At 73.2% G+C, this 13,866-nt stretch carries 14 protein-coding genes; 12 read left to right on the plus strand and 2 right to left on the minus strand.

All coding sequences use genetic code 11. The features are described from left to right. Positions 1-157: 157 nt before the first annotated feature. From HEQ75_RS28905 to HEQ75_RS23395, 7 genes are all read left to right on the plus strand, one after another. Positions 158-1,090 (plus strand): cobalamin B12-binding domain-containing protein, encoded by a 933-nt coding sequence (locus HEQ75_RS28905; RefSeq protein WP_168034539.1) that lies wholly within the window; start codon positions 158-160, stop codon positions 1,088-1,090. Between the two features lie 96 nt (positions 1,091-1,186). Further along, the gene (gene ppsR / locus HEQ75_RS23370) at positions 1,187-2,608 is read left to right on the plus strand and encodes a transcriptional regulator PpsR (protein WP_168034540.1); all 1,422 of its coding nucleotides are present in this window, start codon (positions 1,187-1,189) and stop codon (positions 2,606-2,608) included. Positions 2,609-2,613: 5 nt separating this feature from the next. Further along, entirely contained in the window at positions 2,614-3,528 is a 915-nt protein-coding gene (gene chlG, locus HEQ75_RS23375; protein ID WP_168034541.1) for a chlorophyll synthase ChlG, read from the plus strand. Then, entirely contained in the window at positions 3,525-4,880 is a 1,356-nt protein-coding gene (locus HEQ75_RS23380; RefSeq protein ID WP_168034542.1) for a BCD family MFS transporter, read from the plus strand. Before chlG ends, HEQ75_RS23380 begins: the two co-directional genes overlap by 4 nt. Further along, the gene (locus HEQ75_RS23385) at positions 4,877-6,118 is read left to right on the plus strand and encodes a geranylgeranyl diphosphate reductase (RefSeq protein WP_168034543.1); all 1,242 of its coding nucleotides are present in this window, start codon (positions 4,877-4,879) and stop codon (positions 6,116-6,118) included. The genes HEQ75_RS23380 and HEQ75_RS23385 overlap by 4 nt, the downstream gene beginning before the upstream one ends. 2 nt (positions 6,119-6,120) lie before the next feature. After that, a complete protein-coding gene (gene hemC / locus HEQ75_RS23390) occupies positions 6,121-7,164 on the plus strand; it encodes a hydroxymethylbilane synthase (protein ID WP_168034544.1) in 1,044 nt (347 codons plus the stop codon). Positions 7,165-7,277: 113 nt separating this feature from the next. Further along, positions 7,278-7,883 (plus strand): nitroreductase family protein, encoded by a 606-nt coding sequence (locus tag HEQ75_RS23395; protein ID WP_168034545.1) that lies wholly within the window; start codon positions 7,278-7,280, stop codon positions 7,881-7,883. Here the strand turns inward: HEQ75_RS23395 and HEQ75_RS23400 are convergent, their stop codons facing one another. Continuing rightward, on the minus strand, positions 7,884-8,648 hold the full coding sequence (locus tag HEQ75_RS23400) for a DUF459 domain-containing protein (protein WP_168034546.1): 765 nt from the start codon (positions 8,646-8,648) through the stop codon (positions 7,884-7,886). Positions 8,649-8,788: 140 nt separating this feature from the next. On the opposite strand from HEQ75_RS23400, the gene HEQ75_RS23405 reads away from it, so the two are divergent. Both HEQ75_RS23405 and HEQ75_RS23410 read left to right on the plus strand, forming a co-directional pair. Next, positions 8,789-10,075 carry a GDSL-type esterase/lipase family protein gene (locus HEQ75_RS23405; protein ID WP_168034547.1) on the plus strand — a complete coding sequence of 429 codons (1,287 nt, stop codon included), beginning with the start codon at positions 8,789-8,791 and terminating at the stop codon, positions 10,073-10,075. 9 nt (positions 10,076-10,084) lie between these two features. Next, positions 10,085-11,476 carry an MBOAT family O-acyltransferase gene (locus HEQ75_RS23410; RefSeq protein WP_168034548.1) on the plus strand — a complete coding sequence of 464 codons (1,392 nt, stop codon included), beginning with the start codon at positions 10,085-10,087 and terminating at the stop codon, positions 11,474-11,476. A 166-nt stretch (positions 11,477-11,642) separates the two neighbouring features. Here HEQ75_RS23410 and HEQ75_RS23415 read toward each other — a convergent pair whose 3' ends face one another. Continuing rightward, complete coding sequence (locus tag HEQ75_RS23415; RefSeq protein ID WP_168034549.1) at positions 11,643-12,338, minus strand: SGNH/GDSL hydrolase family protein; 696 nt, start codon at positions 12,336-12,338, stop codon at positions 11,643-11,645. A gap of 85 nt (positions 12,339-12,423) precedes the next feature. Here HEQ75_RS23415 and HEQ75_RS23420 point away from each other — a divergent pair, with 85 nt between their 5' ends. From HEQ75_RS23420 to HEQ75_RS23430, 3 genes are all read left to right on the plus strand, one after another. Beyond that, the gene (locus tag HEQ75_RS23420; protein ID WP_168034550.1) at positions 12,424-13,272 is read left to right on the plus strand and encodes a HesA/MoeB/ThiF family protein; all 849 of its coding nucleotides are present in this window, start codon (positions 12,424-12,426) and stop codon (positions 13,270-13,272) included. Then, the gene (locus HEQ75_RS23425) at positions 13,269-13,643 is read left to right on the plus strand and encodes a DsrE family protein (protein ID WP_168034551.1); all 375 of its coding nucleotides are present in this window, start codon (positions 13,269-13,271) and stop codon (positions 13,641-13,643) included. Before HEQ75_RS23420 ends, HEQ75_RS23425 begins: the two co-directional genes overlap by 4 nt. A 41-nt stretch (positions 13,644-13,684) precedes the next feature. Then, positions 13,685-13,866 (plus strand): hypothetical protein (locus HEQ75_RS23430; protein ID WP_209318732.1); only part of this gene is annotated, 182 nt, incomplete at its 3' end.

Genomic DNA, 13,866 nt, shown 5'->3' on the forward strand with positions numbered 1-13,866 from the left:
CCCCCCGTACCGTCTTGTTCAGGGAGGCTAGAAGCCCAGCCTCGGCAGTGTCAAGGACGATTGACGTAAATCGCGATTGACATGACGAGGCGTCGGGCATCAACTGCAAGCACCGGAGGGGGCGATGTCCGCGAAGCCAATGATGGCAGCACAGCATATGGCTGAACGAGCCGGACAGACCCAGGAAGCGGGGTCGGGGCATGGCGTGCCCCAGGATGGCAGCCAGCAGGAAGCCGCCGGGCGGCATCTGGACCTGGAGGGCGCGACGCGCCGGCTGCAGCGCGGCCCGCCGCCCAGCCGTGGCGAACGCCGCCGCGTGGCCGTGCTGGCCCGCACGCTGGAGACGGAAGTGATTCCCCGCCTGGTGCTCTCCCGCCAGGCCCCCAACACCCCCGCCTATATCGACAGCCCCACTGGCAGCGCCCCGCAGGCCGAGGATGTCTCCGTCCTCGCCGGCCTGGCGATGCGCGGCGACCTGGCCGGTGCGCTGGGCTATGTCGGCGCGCTGACCGCGCGCGGCATGCGGCTGGATGTCATCTACCTCAGCCTGCTGGCCCCGGTGGCCCGCCGCCTGGGCGAGATGTGGGAGGAGGATCGCTGCGACTTCACCGCGGTGACCATCGGCCTGTGCTGCCTGCAGCAGGTGGTTCTGGAGAACAGCCCCGCCTTTCAGCCGCGGCATGGCCGCACCCAGCCGGACCGCCGCGTGCTGCTGGCCCCCGCGCCGGGGGAACAGCACAGCTTCGGCCTGCTGATGGTGGGCGAGTTCTTCCGTCGCCAGGGCTGGGAAGTGAGCAGCGGCACCGGCGCCTCGATCAAGGAGCTGGCGGCGCTGGTGCGGCGGCAATGGTTCGCCGCCATCGGCTTCTCGCTGGCCAGCGAGGACCGGCTCGAAATCCTGGCGGCAGCGATCCGGGAGATCCGGCGTGCCTCCCGCAATCCGCGAATCGGGGTGCTCGTCGGCGGACGGGCATTCCAGGCACGGCCCGAACTGGCCGCGCTGGTGGGGGCGGATGCGACGGCGGCGGACGGCCAGCAGGCGGCGCTCAAGGCCGAGACCCTGCTGGCGCTGTTGATGCGCGAGGCTTAATGCGCACCGCGGGACAGGAGAAAAGTGAGCACTGGACTTGGACACCAGGAGGACAGGCCAGGGAGGGGACCCTTGGGATGAAGGACGGAAGGCTCCGTGAAATCTTTCGCGACCCCCAGGACGACGCTTGGCCCCCTGGATGCGGAGGCAGCCGCCGGGCTGATCGCCGCCGCCGCGGATCTCGCCCTCGTGCTTGACGAATCCGGCATCATCCGCGACCTCGCCTTCGGCAGCGACGAACTGGCGCGCGAATTCGACGGGCCGGAGGCGTGGCTCGGCCGGCACTGGATCGAGACCGTCGCCAAGGACAGCCGCGCCAAGGTGGAGGCGATGCTGGCGCCCAACGCGCCGCGCGATGCCGCCCGCTGGCGGCACCTGAACCAGATGGCCAGCCGGGGTGCCACCATCCCCCTGCTGTGCAGCGTGGCGAAGCTGGGCCAGGGCGGCCGGCATGTGGTGTTCGGCCGCGACCTGCGCCCGCTGTCGCAGCTGCAGCAGCGCATGGTCGAAGTGCAGCAATCCATGGAGCGGGACTATTCCCGCCTGCGCCAGGCCGAAACCCGCTACCGGCTGCTGTTCCAGATGGCGATGGACCCGGTGCTGATCCTGGATGCGGACCAGCAGAAGGTGCTGGAAGCGAACCCGGCCGCGCAGCGCCTGTTCGGCCGCGCCGCCCGCCGCGTCTCCGGCCGCGCCCTGGCCGACCTGTTCGAGGCCGAGGACCGCCCCGCGGTGCAGGCGCTGCTGGCCACGGTGCGCAGCGCCGGCCGCGCCGATGACGTGGCAGCCCATCTGGCGGAAGGCAGCATCGCCGTCATCGTCTCCGCCTCCACCTTCCGGCAGGAGGGGGGGCTGCTGTTCCTGGTACGCCTGTCCCCGACCCAGCCCGGGCAGCCCGGCATCGTGCTGCCGGAAGCCCAGGCCAAGACCCTGAAGGTGATGGAGGCGGCGCCGGACGGCTTCGTCGTCACCGATGCCAATGCCCAGATCCTGACCGCCAACGCCGCCTTCCTGGACCTCGCGCAGCTCACGACGGAGGACCAGGCGCGCGGCGAACCGCTGGACCGCTGGCTGGGCCGCCAGGGCGTGGAGCTGGAGGTGCTGCTGTCCAACCTGCGCAAGGCCGGCGCCGTGCGGCTCTATGCCACCACGCTGCAGGGCGAGCTGGGCGGGCGGGCGGAGGTGGAGATCTCCGCCGTTTCCGTGATGAATGGCGGCCAGCCCTGCTTCGGCTTCCAGATCCGCGACATCGGCCCGCGCAGCCGCCCCGCCGCCCGCGCTGCCGAAGGCGCCACCCGGTCGGTCGAGCAGTTGACGGAGCTGATCGGCCGCGTGCCGCTGAAGGACCTGGTAAGGGAAGCGACCGACGCGATCGAGCGCCTGTGCATCGAGGCGGCGCTGGAATTGACCGGCGACAACCGCGCCTCGGCCGCCGAGATGCTCGGCCTGTCGCGCCAGAGCCTGTATGTGAAGCTGCGGCGCTACGGCCTCGGCGACCTCGACGAGCAGCAGGGCTGACGCCGATGGCGAACCCGGCCACCACCCTCGGCCTTCCCGCCGCCCGGTTGCAGCCGGCCGCGGTGCTGGAATTGCTGAAGCCGGTGACGTGGTTCCCGCCCATGTGGGCCTTCGGCTGCGGCGTCGCCGCTTCCGGCGCCGCCATCTGGCCGAACGCGCCGCTGATCGCGCTGGGCGTGCTGCTGGCCGGGCCGATGGTCTGCGGCATGAGCCAGGCGGTGAACGACTGGTACGACCGGCATGTGGATGCGGTGAACGAACCGCACCGGCCGATCCCCTCCGGCCGCATCCCCGGCAGCTGGGGCCTGGTGATCGCCATCGCCTGGACGCTGGCCTCGCTCGGCGTCGGGCTCGCGCTCGGCCCCTGGGGCTTTGCCGCGACGGTGCTGGCGGTGGTGATGGCCTGGATCTATTCCGCCCCGCCGCTGCGGCTGAAGCAGAATGGCTGGTGGGGCAACCTGGCCTGTGGCCTGTCCTACGAGACGCTGCCCTGGATCACCGGGGCCGCCGTGCTGGCCGGCGCCGCGCCGGATGCGCGGGTGGTGGCGGTGGCGCTGCTCTATGGGCTGGGCGCACATGGCATCATGACGCTGAACGATTTCAAGTCGATCGAGGGCGATACCCGGTTCGGCCTGCGCTCCCTGCCGGTGATGCTCGGCGCGGCGCGGGCGGCGCAGCTGGCCTGCTGGTTCATGGCCCTGCCGCAGGCGGTGGTGGTGGGGCTGCTGGCGGCCTGGGGCGCACCGGGCACGGCGGCGCTGGTGGGCGCGGCGCTGGCCGCGCAGCTGCTGCTGATGCGGCGCCTGCTGACCGACCCGCGCGGCCTGGCGCCCTGGTACAACGGCACCGGGATCCTGCTCTATGTCTCCGGCATGATGGCGGCGGCGCTGGCGCTGGCGCCGGCCGGGGCCACGCCATGAACGGCACGCAGAACGCCGCGCTGCCGCCGCTGGGCTGGCTCGGCATCGTCCGGCTCGGGCTGGTGCAGACCGCGCTCGGCGCCGTGGTGGTGCTGACCACGGCGGCGCTGAACCGGGTGATGGTGGTGGAACACGCGCTGCCGGCCAGCCTGCCCGGCGTGCTGGTGGCGCTGCACTATGCGGTGCAGATGCTGCGCCCGCGGCTCGGCCATGGCTCGGACCAGGGCGGCCGGCGCACGCCCTGGATCATCGGCGGCATGGCGGTGCTGGGCCTGGGCGGCGTGCTGGCGGCGGTCGCGACGGCCTGGATGGGCACGGCGCTGGTCCCCGGCATCGCCCTGGCGGTGCTGGCCTTCCTGCTGGTGGGGTTGGGCGTCGGCGCCGCCGGCACCTCGCTGCTGGTGCTGCTGGCCGCCCGGGTGGCGCCGCAGCGGCGGCCGGCGGCGGCTTCCCTGGTCTGGATCATGATGATCGCCGGCTTCGTGCTGACCACGGCCATCGCCGGGCGGCTGCTGGACCCCTATTCCGGCCCGCGCCTGGTGGCGGTGGCGGCCGGTGTCGCCGTGCTGGCCTTCCTGCTGGCGCTGCTGGCGGTGGCCGGCATCGAGGGACCCTCCGCCGCGCGCTCCGCCAGCGGGCCGCGCACCGCCTTCGGCCCGGCGCTGCGCGAAGTGTGGGCGGAGCCGGTGGCGCGGCATTTCACCATCTTCGTCTTCGTCTCCATGCTGGCCTACAGCGCCCAGGACCTGATCCTGGAGCCCTTCGCCGGCACGGTCTTCGGCATGACCCTCGGCGAGACCACGCGCCTCTCCTCCGTCCAGCATGGCGGGGTGCTGGCGGGGATGATCCTGATCGCCATCGTCGGCAGCCTTTCCGGCGGCCGCGTCGCCGTTCTGCGCGGCTGGATCCTGGGCGGCTGCCTGGCGGCGGCGGCGCTGCTGGTGGCGCTGGCCGGCGCCGGGATGGCGGGCGCCGCCTTCCCGCTGCAGGCGAGCTTCTTCGCCCTGGGCCTGGCCAATGGTGCCTTCGCCGCGGCGGCCATCGCCAGCATGATGCAGCTGGTCTCGCAGGGGGCCGAGGGGCGGCAGGGCGTGCGGATGGGGCTGTTCGGCGCCGCCCAGGCCATCGCCTTCGGCGCCGGCGGCCTGGCCGGGACGGTGGTGCTGGACCTCGGCCGGATGCTGACCGGCAGCGCCGGCGGCGGCTACGTCACCGTCTTCCTGGCCGATGCCGCGCTGTTCCTGGCCGCCGCCCTGCTGGCGCGCCGGATCGGTCGCGCCACGGCCGACCCACACACGGAACGCTACAGCCCCGGCAATGTCCGGAAGCTGATCGGGAGGCAACAGGCATGATGGCCACGAAGGAATACGACGTCGTCGTCGTCGGCGGCGGCCCGTCGGGGGCGACCGCGGCGCACGACCTGGCGCGGCAGGGGCGCAGCGTGCTGCTGCTGGACCGGGCCGGGCGCATCAAGCCCTGCGGTGGCGCCATCCCGCCCCGGCTGATCCGGGAGTTCGACATCCCGGCGCATCTGCTGGTGGCCCGCATCAACGCGGCGCGGATGATCGCGCCGTCGGAGACCGAGGTCGACATGCCGATCGATGGCGGCTTCGTCGGCATGGTGGAGCGGGAGAGCTTCGACGAATTCCTGCGCGTCCGCGCGGCGGAAGCGGGCGCGGTCCGCGCCACCGGCAGCTTCACCCGCCTGCTCCGCGATGCGGACGGCATGGCGGTGGTGGAATACCACCCGAAGGGGGCGCCGGAAGGCGCGCCGCCGGTCTGGCTCCGGGCGCGCTGCGTCATCGGTGCCGATGGGGCGCGCAGCCAGGTCGCCAAGCAATCGGTGAAGGGCGCGGACAAGATCCCCTGCGTCTTCGCCTACCACGAGATCGTCGAGGCCCCGAGGAACGGCGAGGCGCCGAAATACGAGGCGAAGCGCTGCGACGTGTTCTACCAGGGCAAGCTCTCGCCGGATTTCTACGCCTGGATCTTCCCGCATGGCGACAAGGTCAGCATCGGCACCGGCTCCGCGCAGAAGGGCTTCTCGCTGCGCGGCTCGGTCGGTGCGCTGCGCGCCTCGACCGGGCTGGACCGGATGCGGACCATCCGCCGCGAAGGCGCGCCCATCCCGTTGAAGCCGCTGAAGCGCTGGGACAATGGGCGGGACGTGGTGCTGGCCGGCGATGCCGCCGGCGTGGTCGCGCCTTCCTCCGGCGAGGGCATCTACTACGCCATGCTGTGCGGCCGGCTGGCCGCCGATGCCGCGGCGGCATTCTGCGCCACCGGCCAGGCCCAGGCGCTGGCCGGCGCCCGCAAGCGCTTCATGAAGCTGCATGGGCGGGTCTTCATGATCCTCGGGATCATGCAGTACTTCTGGTATTCATCGGACAAGCGCCGCGAGAAGTTCGTCGCCATCTGCCGGGACAAGGACGTCCAGCGTCTGACCTGGGAGGCGTACATGAACAAGGAACTCGTTCGCCGCGATCCCATGACGCACGTCAAGATTTTCTTGAAGGACATGGCGCATCTTCTCGGGCTCAGCGGCCCGCGCCTGGACCGTACCGCCTCGACCTCGCGTGGAGACGCCTGATCATGCTGCTCTCTTCCCAGGACTCCACCGGCGCCGAGGCCCTGCGCCGGCGCGGCGCCATCCATGGCCATTCGCCGCAGCACCGCCAGTCCACCCGCACCCTGCCGCTGAAGGTGGGCACCCGCGGCTCGCCGCTGGCGCTGTGGCAGACGCGGCATTTCCTCGGCCTGATCACCAAGGTCTGCCCGCTGCTGCGGCAGGTGAACGCCTTCGAGGAATGCGTCATCGCCACCTCCGGCGACAAGGTGCAGGACCGGCGGCTGGCCGATATCGGCGGCAAGGGCCTGTTCGCCAAGGAAATCCACGAGGCGCTGCTGGATGGCCGCGTGGATTTCGCGGTCCACAGCATGAAGGACCTGGAGACGGAACTGCCGCCCGGCATCGTGCTGGCCTGCGCCCTGCAGCGGGAAGACAGCCGCGATGCCATCGTGCTCGGCCCCACCTGCCCGGGCGCGCCGGCGGAAGACCCCTATGCCTGCCTGCCGCAGGGCGCGCTGATCGGCACCGCCTCCATCCGCCGGCAGAGCCAGCTGCTGCATGCCCGGCCGGATCTGCGAGTGGAGATCATCCGCGGCAATGTGCAGATGCGTCTGGCCAAGGTGCGGGCCGAAGGCGGGCCGCAGGCCTCACTGCTGGCGATCGCCGGCCTCAAGCGCATGGAGATGGCGCATGAGGCCGCGGTGGTGCTGGATGCGGAAGTGATGGTGCCGGCCGCCTGCCAGGGCATCGTCGGCGTCACCGTCCGGGCGGACGATGTGGAGCTGCGCGAGCTGCTCTCCGCCATCGAGGATCGTGACGCCGCCTGCGTCAGCGCCGCGGAACGCGGGCTGCTCGGCGCGCTGGACGGGTCCTGCCGCACGCCGATCGGTGGCCATGCCAGGCTGCTGGCGGATGGGGCGCTGCACCTGACCGGGCTGGTGGCCCGTGCCGATGGCTCCTTCCTGCTGAAGCGCACCCTGCAGGGCGCACCGGCCGATGCGGCGCGGATGGGCCGAGAGCTGGGCGAGAGCCTGCGCCGCGACAGCCCGGCCGACATCTACGGCTGAAGCGCCTGCGAGGCGGGTGGCGGGGGGTGCAGGCCGCCCCCCGCTTTTTGTGCCGGGGCTTGCAATTGAGAATGGCTCGCATCAACTAGGTCGCATCCCGCCGCAGGACGACCATGCCTGAAGCCCCCTTCCCCACCCCCGAGGCCGATGCGAACCCGGCGCTGCACGCCCTGCTCGCCCGCGCCTCGGTCCCGCCCCGCCTGTTGCACGATCCGGCGCCGGATGCGCCGGCCCTGGCCGTGGCGGTCGCCGCCGCCCTGCGCGCGCCGGACCATGGCGGGCTGCGCCCCTGGCGCTTCCTGGGCATCCAGGGCGAGGCCCGCGCCCGCCTCGGCGACCTGCTGGCGCAATCCATGCTGGCCCGGGCGCCGGAAACGCCGGAGGCGCGGCTGGCGCTGGAGCGCGCCAAGCCGTTGCGCGCCCCCCTGCTGGTGGCTGCCGGCGCGGCCCTCCGCCCGCATCCGAAGATCCCCGACTGGGAACAGGAAGCCACCGCCGCCGCCGGCATCATGAACTTCCTGAACGCGCTGGACGCCCAGGGCTTCGGCTGCTGCTGGCTGTCCTCCCCGGCGCTGCAGGACCCCGCCATCAAGGCGGCGCTGGGCTTCGCGGAGACGGACCGGCTGCTGGGCTGGATCTATGTCGGCACGCCGGCGGCGGATCGTCCGCGCCCTGTGCGGCCGGCGGTGGACGGCTTCTGGCGGGACTGGGCCGGCTGATCAGGCCTCCGCCAGCCGGCCCAGCCCGGGGGCGAGGTCCGGGAAATGCGCCGCCGCCTGGTCGAACAGCAGGCTGCCGATGCGCAGATAGCCCCAGCCGGTGAAATGCACGCCATCCTCCGCGCGGAAGGTTCGGGCGGCGCTGGGCTCGCCCACCGCCGGCAGGTAGCGGCCCTCGGCGTCGCTCGTCGCTTCCCAGGTGTCGACCCAGACGGCGCCGGCGGTCTCCGCGGCGGCCTGCTGAATGGCGTTGAGCTGCCGCACCGCGCCGGCGAACTGCGCTTCCCGCATGTTGGGCAGGCCCAGCCAGATGGCGCGCGCGCCGGATTGCGTGGCGTGGCCGGCCATTTCCATCACCCGGCGGGTGTAGTGCTCGGCATAGCCGGTGGTGCCGAAGCGGTGGCGGGCGCGTTCCTCCCGCACCACCAGCGGGCGGAAATCATTGGCGCCGATCCAGAAGACGACGAGCTGCGGCTGGTGCAGCGCCACCAGGTCATGCGTCACCGACCGCCAGTCATGCTCATCCGTGCGGGTCACGCCGGTGGCGTGCAGCGTGCCATTGACCAGGCGCGGCGTCGGCCGCCGGCGCAGCACCGGGTGGAGCGACAGGAACAGGCCCTGGGCCAGGGAATCCCCCAGCAGCAGCACGGTCAGCCGATCCGGCACGACGCGCGCCGGCGCCGGGCGCTCCGGCTCCTTCGGCTCGGGCGGCACCACCGCCGGCGGCTCGGCCCGCGCGGCCGCCATCTGCCAGCCGAGCAGCATGGACCCCGCCCCCAGAAGGGCGGCCCGCCGAGACCAGCCGGCAGGGAAGCGACAAGCCCGCATCCTAGGCACTCCGCAGCGACGTCGATCTGCGCAACAATAGCAGCGCCGGGTGAACAGGATAAGGATGCGGCCGCAGGATGTTGGACAGACGCGGCCTGATTCTCGCGCTGGGCGCCGGCCTTGCCGCCTGCCGCGCCGATGTCCCGCCCACCCGCCGCGATTCGGCGGCGGAGGTGGCGCAGCGCGCCCTGGGGCTGGACTCCCCGCCGGACCGGGATTTCGAGGCCCTGCTGCCGGACAGCCCGGCCACCCCCTACGCCCCGCTCGGCCAGGCGCTGCGGGCGCTGGCCGCGGGGCAGGAAGGCCGCGCCCTGGTGCTGGTGCTGGGCGACAGCCATGTGGCCCATCCGCGGATGGCGGAACGGCTGCGGGACCTGCTGCAGGCCCGCTTCGGCGCCATTGGCCCCGGCCGGCTGCCGCCCGGCCGCGCCCAGCGCGGCTTCACCCCCGCCGGGCTCAGCCTGACGCAGGACGGTGACTGGCAGGCCGCCAGCGCGCTGCGCTCGGCCACGCCGGGCCCCTTCGGCCTGACCGGCTATCGCCTGTCCGGCAGCCGGCCGGGCGACCGCATCAGCCTGCGCGGCACCGACCCGCGCGGCTTCGACCGCCTGCACCTGGCGCTGCATTGCGGGCCGGACAGCGGCAGCTATCGCGTCCTGGCCGCCGGCCAGCCGGACACGCCGCGTGAATCCCGCACCGCGACCCCGCAGCTGCGCCTGATCCGCCTGGACCTTGCCCCCGGCAGCCGGGAGGTGGCCGTGGAACTGCAGGGCGATGGGCCGTTGACGCTGCTGGGCTGGGGGGTGGACCGGCGCGGCAGGGGGGTGCTGGTGGAATCCTTCGGCATCAACGGCGCCACCCTGGCCAGCCTGGACAACCGCAGCCCGGAGATCCTGGAGCGGGAGCTGGCGGTGGCGCCGCCGGCGCTGATCATCCTGGAATTCGGCACCAACGAGGCGACGGATCGGGATTTCGATGCCACCGCCTACGCCCTGGCCCTGTCCCGGCGCCTGGCCGCGCTGCGCCGCGCCAGCCCGCGCAGCGGCATCCTGCTGATGGGCGTGCCGGATGCCGGGCGGCCGCTGCGCGGTCGGCGCCGCGGCTGCGCCGTCACGCCGCTGCCGGCGCTGCAAAGGGTGCGGGACGTGCAGCGCCGGGTGGCGACGCGGGATGGCGCCGGCTTCTTCGACTGGTCGGATGCCGTGACCCGCGACCCCTGCCGCCTGCCCGCCCTGGCGCAGGCTGACCCGCCGCTGATGCGGCCCGATCTGGTGCATTTCACCAATGAGGGCTACCGCCTGACGGCCGAGCGCCTGCATGCGCACCTGCTGCGCGGCACCGGCCTCGGCCCCGCCGGCGCCTGACGCCCCCGGATGCTGTTCCCCACCGGCCTGTTCGCGATCTTCTTCGCCGCGGTCTTCGCCGGTCACTGGCTGGCGGTGCGCCACGCGCCGCGCCTGGTGCTGCCGCTGCTGCTGCTGGCCAGCCTGGTGTTCTATGCCGCCTTCAGCGTGGAATTCTGCGTGGCGCTGGTCGCGGTCGGTCTCTGGGCCTGGGGGTTCGGACTGGTCGCTGCCGGCGGGCGGAAGCGGGGCACCCTGGCGCTGGGCATCGGCGGCGTGCTGGCCTGGCTCGGCTGGTTCAAATATGCCGGCTTCCTGTTGCGGGAAGCCTCGCCGCTCGGGGCCGCGCTCGGCCTGCCGCCGCTGCCGGCGCCGGAGATCCTGCTGCCGGTCGGCATCTCCTTCTACACCTTCCAGGCCATCTCCTACATGGTGGACGTGCATCGCGGCGAGGCGCGGGCCGAGGCCTCGCCGCTCAAGGTGCTGGTCTACCTGACCTTCTTCCCGCATCTGGCGGCCGGCCCCATCGTCCGCGCCGCGCATTTCCTGCCCCAGCTGCACACCCTGCCGGACCGCGCGCGGGTGCCGGTGGTGATGGCCGGCCTGCTGATCCTGGGCGGGCTGGCCAAGAAGATGGTGATGGCGAACGAGCTGGCGACCGGGCTGGTGGACCCGGTGTTCCGGGACCCGCTGGCGCATGGCCCGCTGGACATCCTGCTGGCCTGCTATGGCTACACCATCCAGATCTGGTGCGATTTCTCGGGCTATTCGGACATGGCGATCGGGCTGGCGGCGCTGCTCGGCTATCATTTCCCGCGCAATTTCAACCAGCCCTTCCGCGCCCTGACGCTGTCCGAATTCTGGCGCCGCTGGCACATCTCGCTTTCCACCTGGCTGCGGGACTACCTCTACAAGCCGCTCGGCGGCAGCCGGGGGAGCGAGGCGCGGACACGGCGCAACCTGCTGCTGACCATGCTGCTGGGCGGCATCTGGCACGGCGCCGCCTGGACCTTCGTGCTCTGGGGCGCGCTGCACGGCGCGGCGCTGGTGGCGGAACGCGCGCTGGGCCTGCGCGCCGCCGCCACGGGCAGGCTCGGGCGGCTGCTGCGCTGGGCCGTCACCTTCCACATCGTGGTCGCCGCCTTCGTGCTGTTCCGCGCGCCGGATCTCGCGACCATCGGCGCGCTGGCGGAAGGCCTGGCGCAGGGCGCGCCGGACAGCCTGTGGACGCCGCGGCTGCTGGCCATCGCGGCGCTCGGCCTGGCGCTGCATTTCGCCCCGCCGGACCTGCGGCAGCGGGCGGAGGCGGTGCTGCGGCCACTGCCGGCGCCGGTGCTCGGCCTGGTGTTTGGCCTGGCCATGGCGGCGATCATCCTGGCGGCGCCGGCCGGCGTGGCGCCCTTCATCTATTTCCAGTTCTGAGGCGCGGCAGGATGCGACAGCCCTGGCTGCAGACGCAGGCCGAGAGCGGCACGGATGATTTCTCCCCGCGCAGCGCCACGCGGCCGGCGGGGCGGGCGGCGCTGGTGGTGGGGCTGGCGCTGCTGGTCTTCGCCGCCTTGCGCTCCGCCGCCCTGGTGGATGCCGCCTATGGCCTGCCGCTGGCCCCTGGGACGGAGGCGCTGATCAGCGCGGCGGAGGGCTGGGACACGGCCATGGCGGCGCTCGGCCTGCCGGCGGTGGCGGAGGCGCTGGCCGGAATCCTTTCCACCGGGCGCTGAGCCATGGCGGGGGCAGTCTGCAGCCCGGCCCACCAGGCGCGGTAGAAGGCCGCGGTAGGGTGGACGCCATCGGCGCTGTCATAGGTGCAGCGGGCGACGCGGCCGCGATGCAGCGCCGGCAGATGCGCCAGCGCGGCATCGGCGTGGTCGCGCGCCGCCTGCAGCGCGCGGTCCAGCAGGGTGCTGCCGGCGTCCAGCGCCGGATCGCGCGCGAAGCAGCCGGGGGTGGCCCACAACGTCCGCTCCGCCGGCCAGCGTTCCATCACCGCGGCGATCTGGCGCGGATAGGCTGCCGCCGCCTCCGGCCCCAGGCCGCGCAGATCATTGGTGCCGAACACCAGGATCAGCCGGCGGGCACAGCGCGGCGCCTGCTGCCGCAGCCAGGCAAGCCCGGCACCTTCCTGCGCCAGCACCTGGTAGCCCGCCGCCCGCGCCTCCGCCGCCATGCCCACCGCCAGGCTGTCGCCCAGCAGCAGGTCCGGGCAGGCCAGGGCCCGCCCCGACAGCAACAGGAACACAAAAAGGCACGCCAGCCGCCGCATCCGCACCGCCATCCCGCTCATGCCGCCCGCATCTGCCACCACCCCGGCTAACCGCGAGTGAACCGACCGCTTGCAACCCGCCGGCGGCCGCGCCCATATCCCGGCCATGGACCTCGACTTCACGGATGCCGAGCTGCATCGCTATTCCCGCCACATCCTGCTGGAGGAGGTGGGGGCGACCGGCCAGGCCCGGCTGCGCGCGGCGCGGGTGCTGCTGGTGGGCGCCGGCGGGCTTGGCTCGCCGCTGGCGCTGTACCTGGCGGCGGCGGGCGTCGGCACGCTGGGCATCATCGACGATGACCGGCTGGAACTGTCCAACCTGCAGCGCCAGGTGGCCCACGCCACCGCCCGCATCGGCCGCAACAAGGCGGAAAGCGCCGCCGAATCGGTCGCCGCGCTGAACCCGGACACGAAGGTGGAAATCCACGCCCGCCGCCTGGATGCGGCTTGGGCCTGGGCGAATCTGGGCCAATACGATCTGGTCTGCGACGGCACCGACAATTTCGCCACCCGCTTCCTGCTGGGCGATGCCTGCCACCTTCTGGGCCGGCCGCTGGTCTCCGCCGCCGTGCTGCGCTTCGAGGGCCAGCTTTCGGTGTTCCGCAGCCACCAGGGCGCGCCGCATCCCTGCCACCGCTGCCTGCACCCGGAACCACCGCCGGATGGCCTGGTGCCGAGCTGCGGCGAAGCCGGGGTGCTCGGCGCCGTCACCGGGGTGATGGGCACGCTGCAGGCGACGGAGGCGCTGAAGCTGATCCTCGGCATCGGCGAGGACCTCTCCGGCCGCCTGCTGCTGTGGGATGCGCTGGACATGCGCTTCCGCACCGTGAAGCTGCGGCGCGACGCGGCCTGCGCGCTGTGTGGCGCGCATCCGACCATCCACGACCTCTCCGCCCATGCGGTGCCGGCCGGGCCGGCCTGCCCGGTGCCGGCCGCGCCGGCCGGCGCGGTGTGAACCCGCCGCTCGGCATCCTGCTGCTGTCCGGCGATCACGACCGGGCGCATTACGCGCTGGTGCTGGCCACCGGCGCCGCGGCCATCGGGCGGGAGGTGGTGGTCTTCGCCAGCAATGCCGGCTGCCGCCTGTTCCTGGCGCAATCCCCCCTGCTGGACGATGCGCGGGAGGCGCTGCTGGCCGCCCGCGGCGTCGCCACCCTGGCCATGCTGGCCGACGCCGCGGCCGAGCTCGGCATCCGCCGCATCGCCTGCGAGGCCGGGCTGAAGGCCGAAGGCATCGCCGCCGAGTCGCTGGCCGAGGGGGTGGAAGTCGCCGGCGTGGTGACATTCCTTGGCGCAGTGGGCGCAGGGCAGATCGCGACCCTATAGCGCGCTTGACCCGACCCGCCCGGATGAGGGAGGGATCGGGCATGGCAACCCTCCGAACCGCCCTGCTCGCGATGCTGCTGCTGGGCCCCGGGGCGGCCGGGGCGCAGTCGAGCCTGGCCCCCACCCAGGGCAGCCTGCCGCCGCCGCGCCCGACCAGCGCGCCCCGCCTGGTGCCGGCCGAACAGCCGCGCAACCTGGCCGCGCCGCCGCCGCGCGCCGCGGC

The sequence above is a fragment of the Falsiroseomonas selenitidurans genome (assembly GCF_012103215.1).
Lineage (GTDB): Bacteria > Pseudomonadota > Alphaproteobacteria > Acetobacterales > Acetobacteraceae > Falsiroseomonas > Falsiroseomonas selenitidurans.

Coding starts and splice junctions, on each gene's coding strand:
- HEQ75_RS23395 (WP_168034545.1), top strand. CDS start 7,278: ATGCCTGAAGCCCCCTTCCCCACCCCCGAGGCCGATGCGAACCCGGCG.
- chlG (WP_168034541.1), top strand. CDS start 2,614: ATGGCGAACCCGGCCACCACCCTCGGCCTTCCCGCCGCCCGGTTGCAG.
- HEQ75_RS23380 (WP_168034542.1), top strand. CDS start 3,525: ATGAACGGCACGCAGAACGCCGCGCTGCCGCCGCTGGGCTGGCTCGGC.
- HEQ75_RS23410 (WP_168034548.1), top strand. CDS start 10,085: ATGCTGTTCCCCACCGGCCTGTTCGCGATCTTCTTCGCCGCGGTCTTC.
- HEQ75_RS23385 (WP_168034543.1), top strand. CDS start 4,877: ATGATGGCCACGAAGGAATACGACGTCGTCGTCGTCGGCGGCGGCCCG.
- hemC (WP_168034544.1), top strand. CDS start 6,121: ATGCTGCTCTCTTCCCAGGACTCCACCGGCGCCGAGGCCCTGCGCCGG.
- HEQ75_RS23405 (WP_168034547.1), top strand. CDS start 8,789: ATGTTGGACAGACGCGGCCTGATTCTCGCGCTGGGCGCCGGCCTTGCC.
- HEQ75_RS28905 (WP_168034539.1), top strand. CDS start 158: ATGGCTGAACGAGCCGGACAGACCCAGGAAGCGGGGTCGGGGCATGGC.
- HEQ75_RS23400 (WP_168034546.1), bottom strand. CDS start 8,648: ATGCTGCTCGGCTGGCAGATGGCGGCCGCGCGGGCCGAGCCGCCGGCG.
- HEQ75_RS23415 (WP_168034549.1), bottom strand. CDS start 12,338: ATGAGCGGGATGGCGGTGCGGATGCGGCGGCTGGCGTGCCTTTTTGTG.
- HEQ75_RS23420 (WP_168034550.1), top strand. CDS start 12,424: ATGGACCTCGACTTCACGGATGCCGAGCTGCATCGCTATTCCCGCCAC.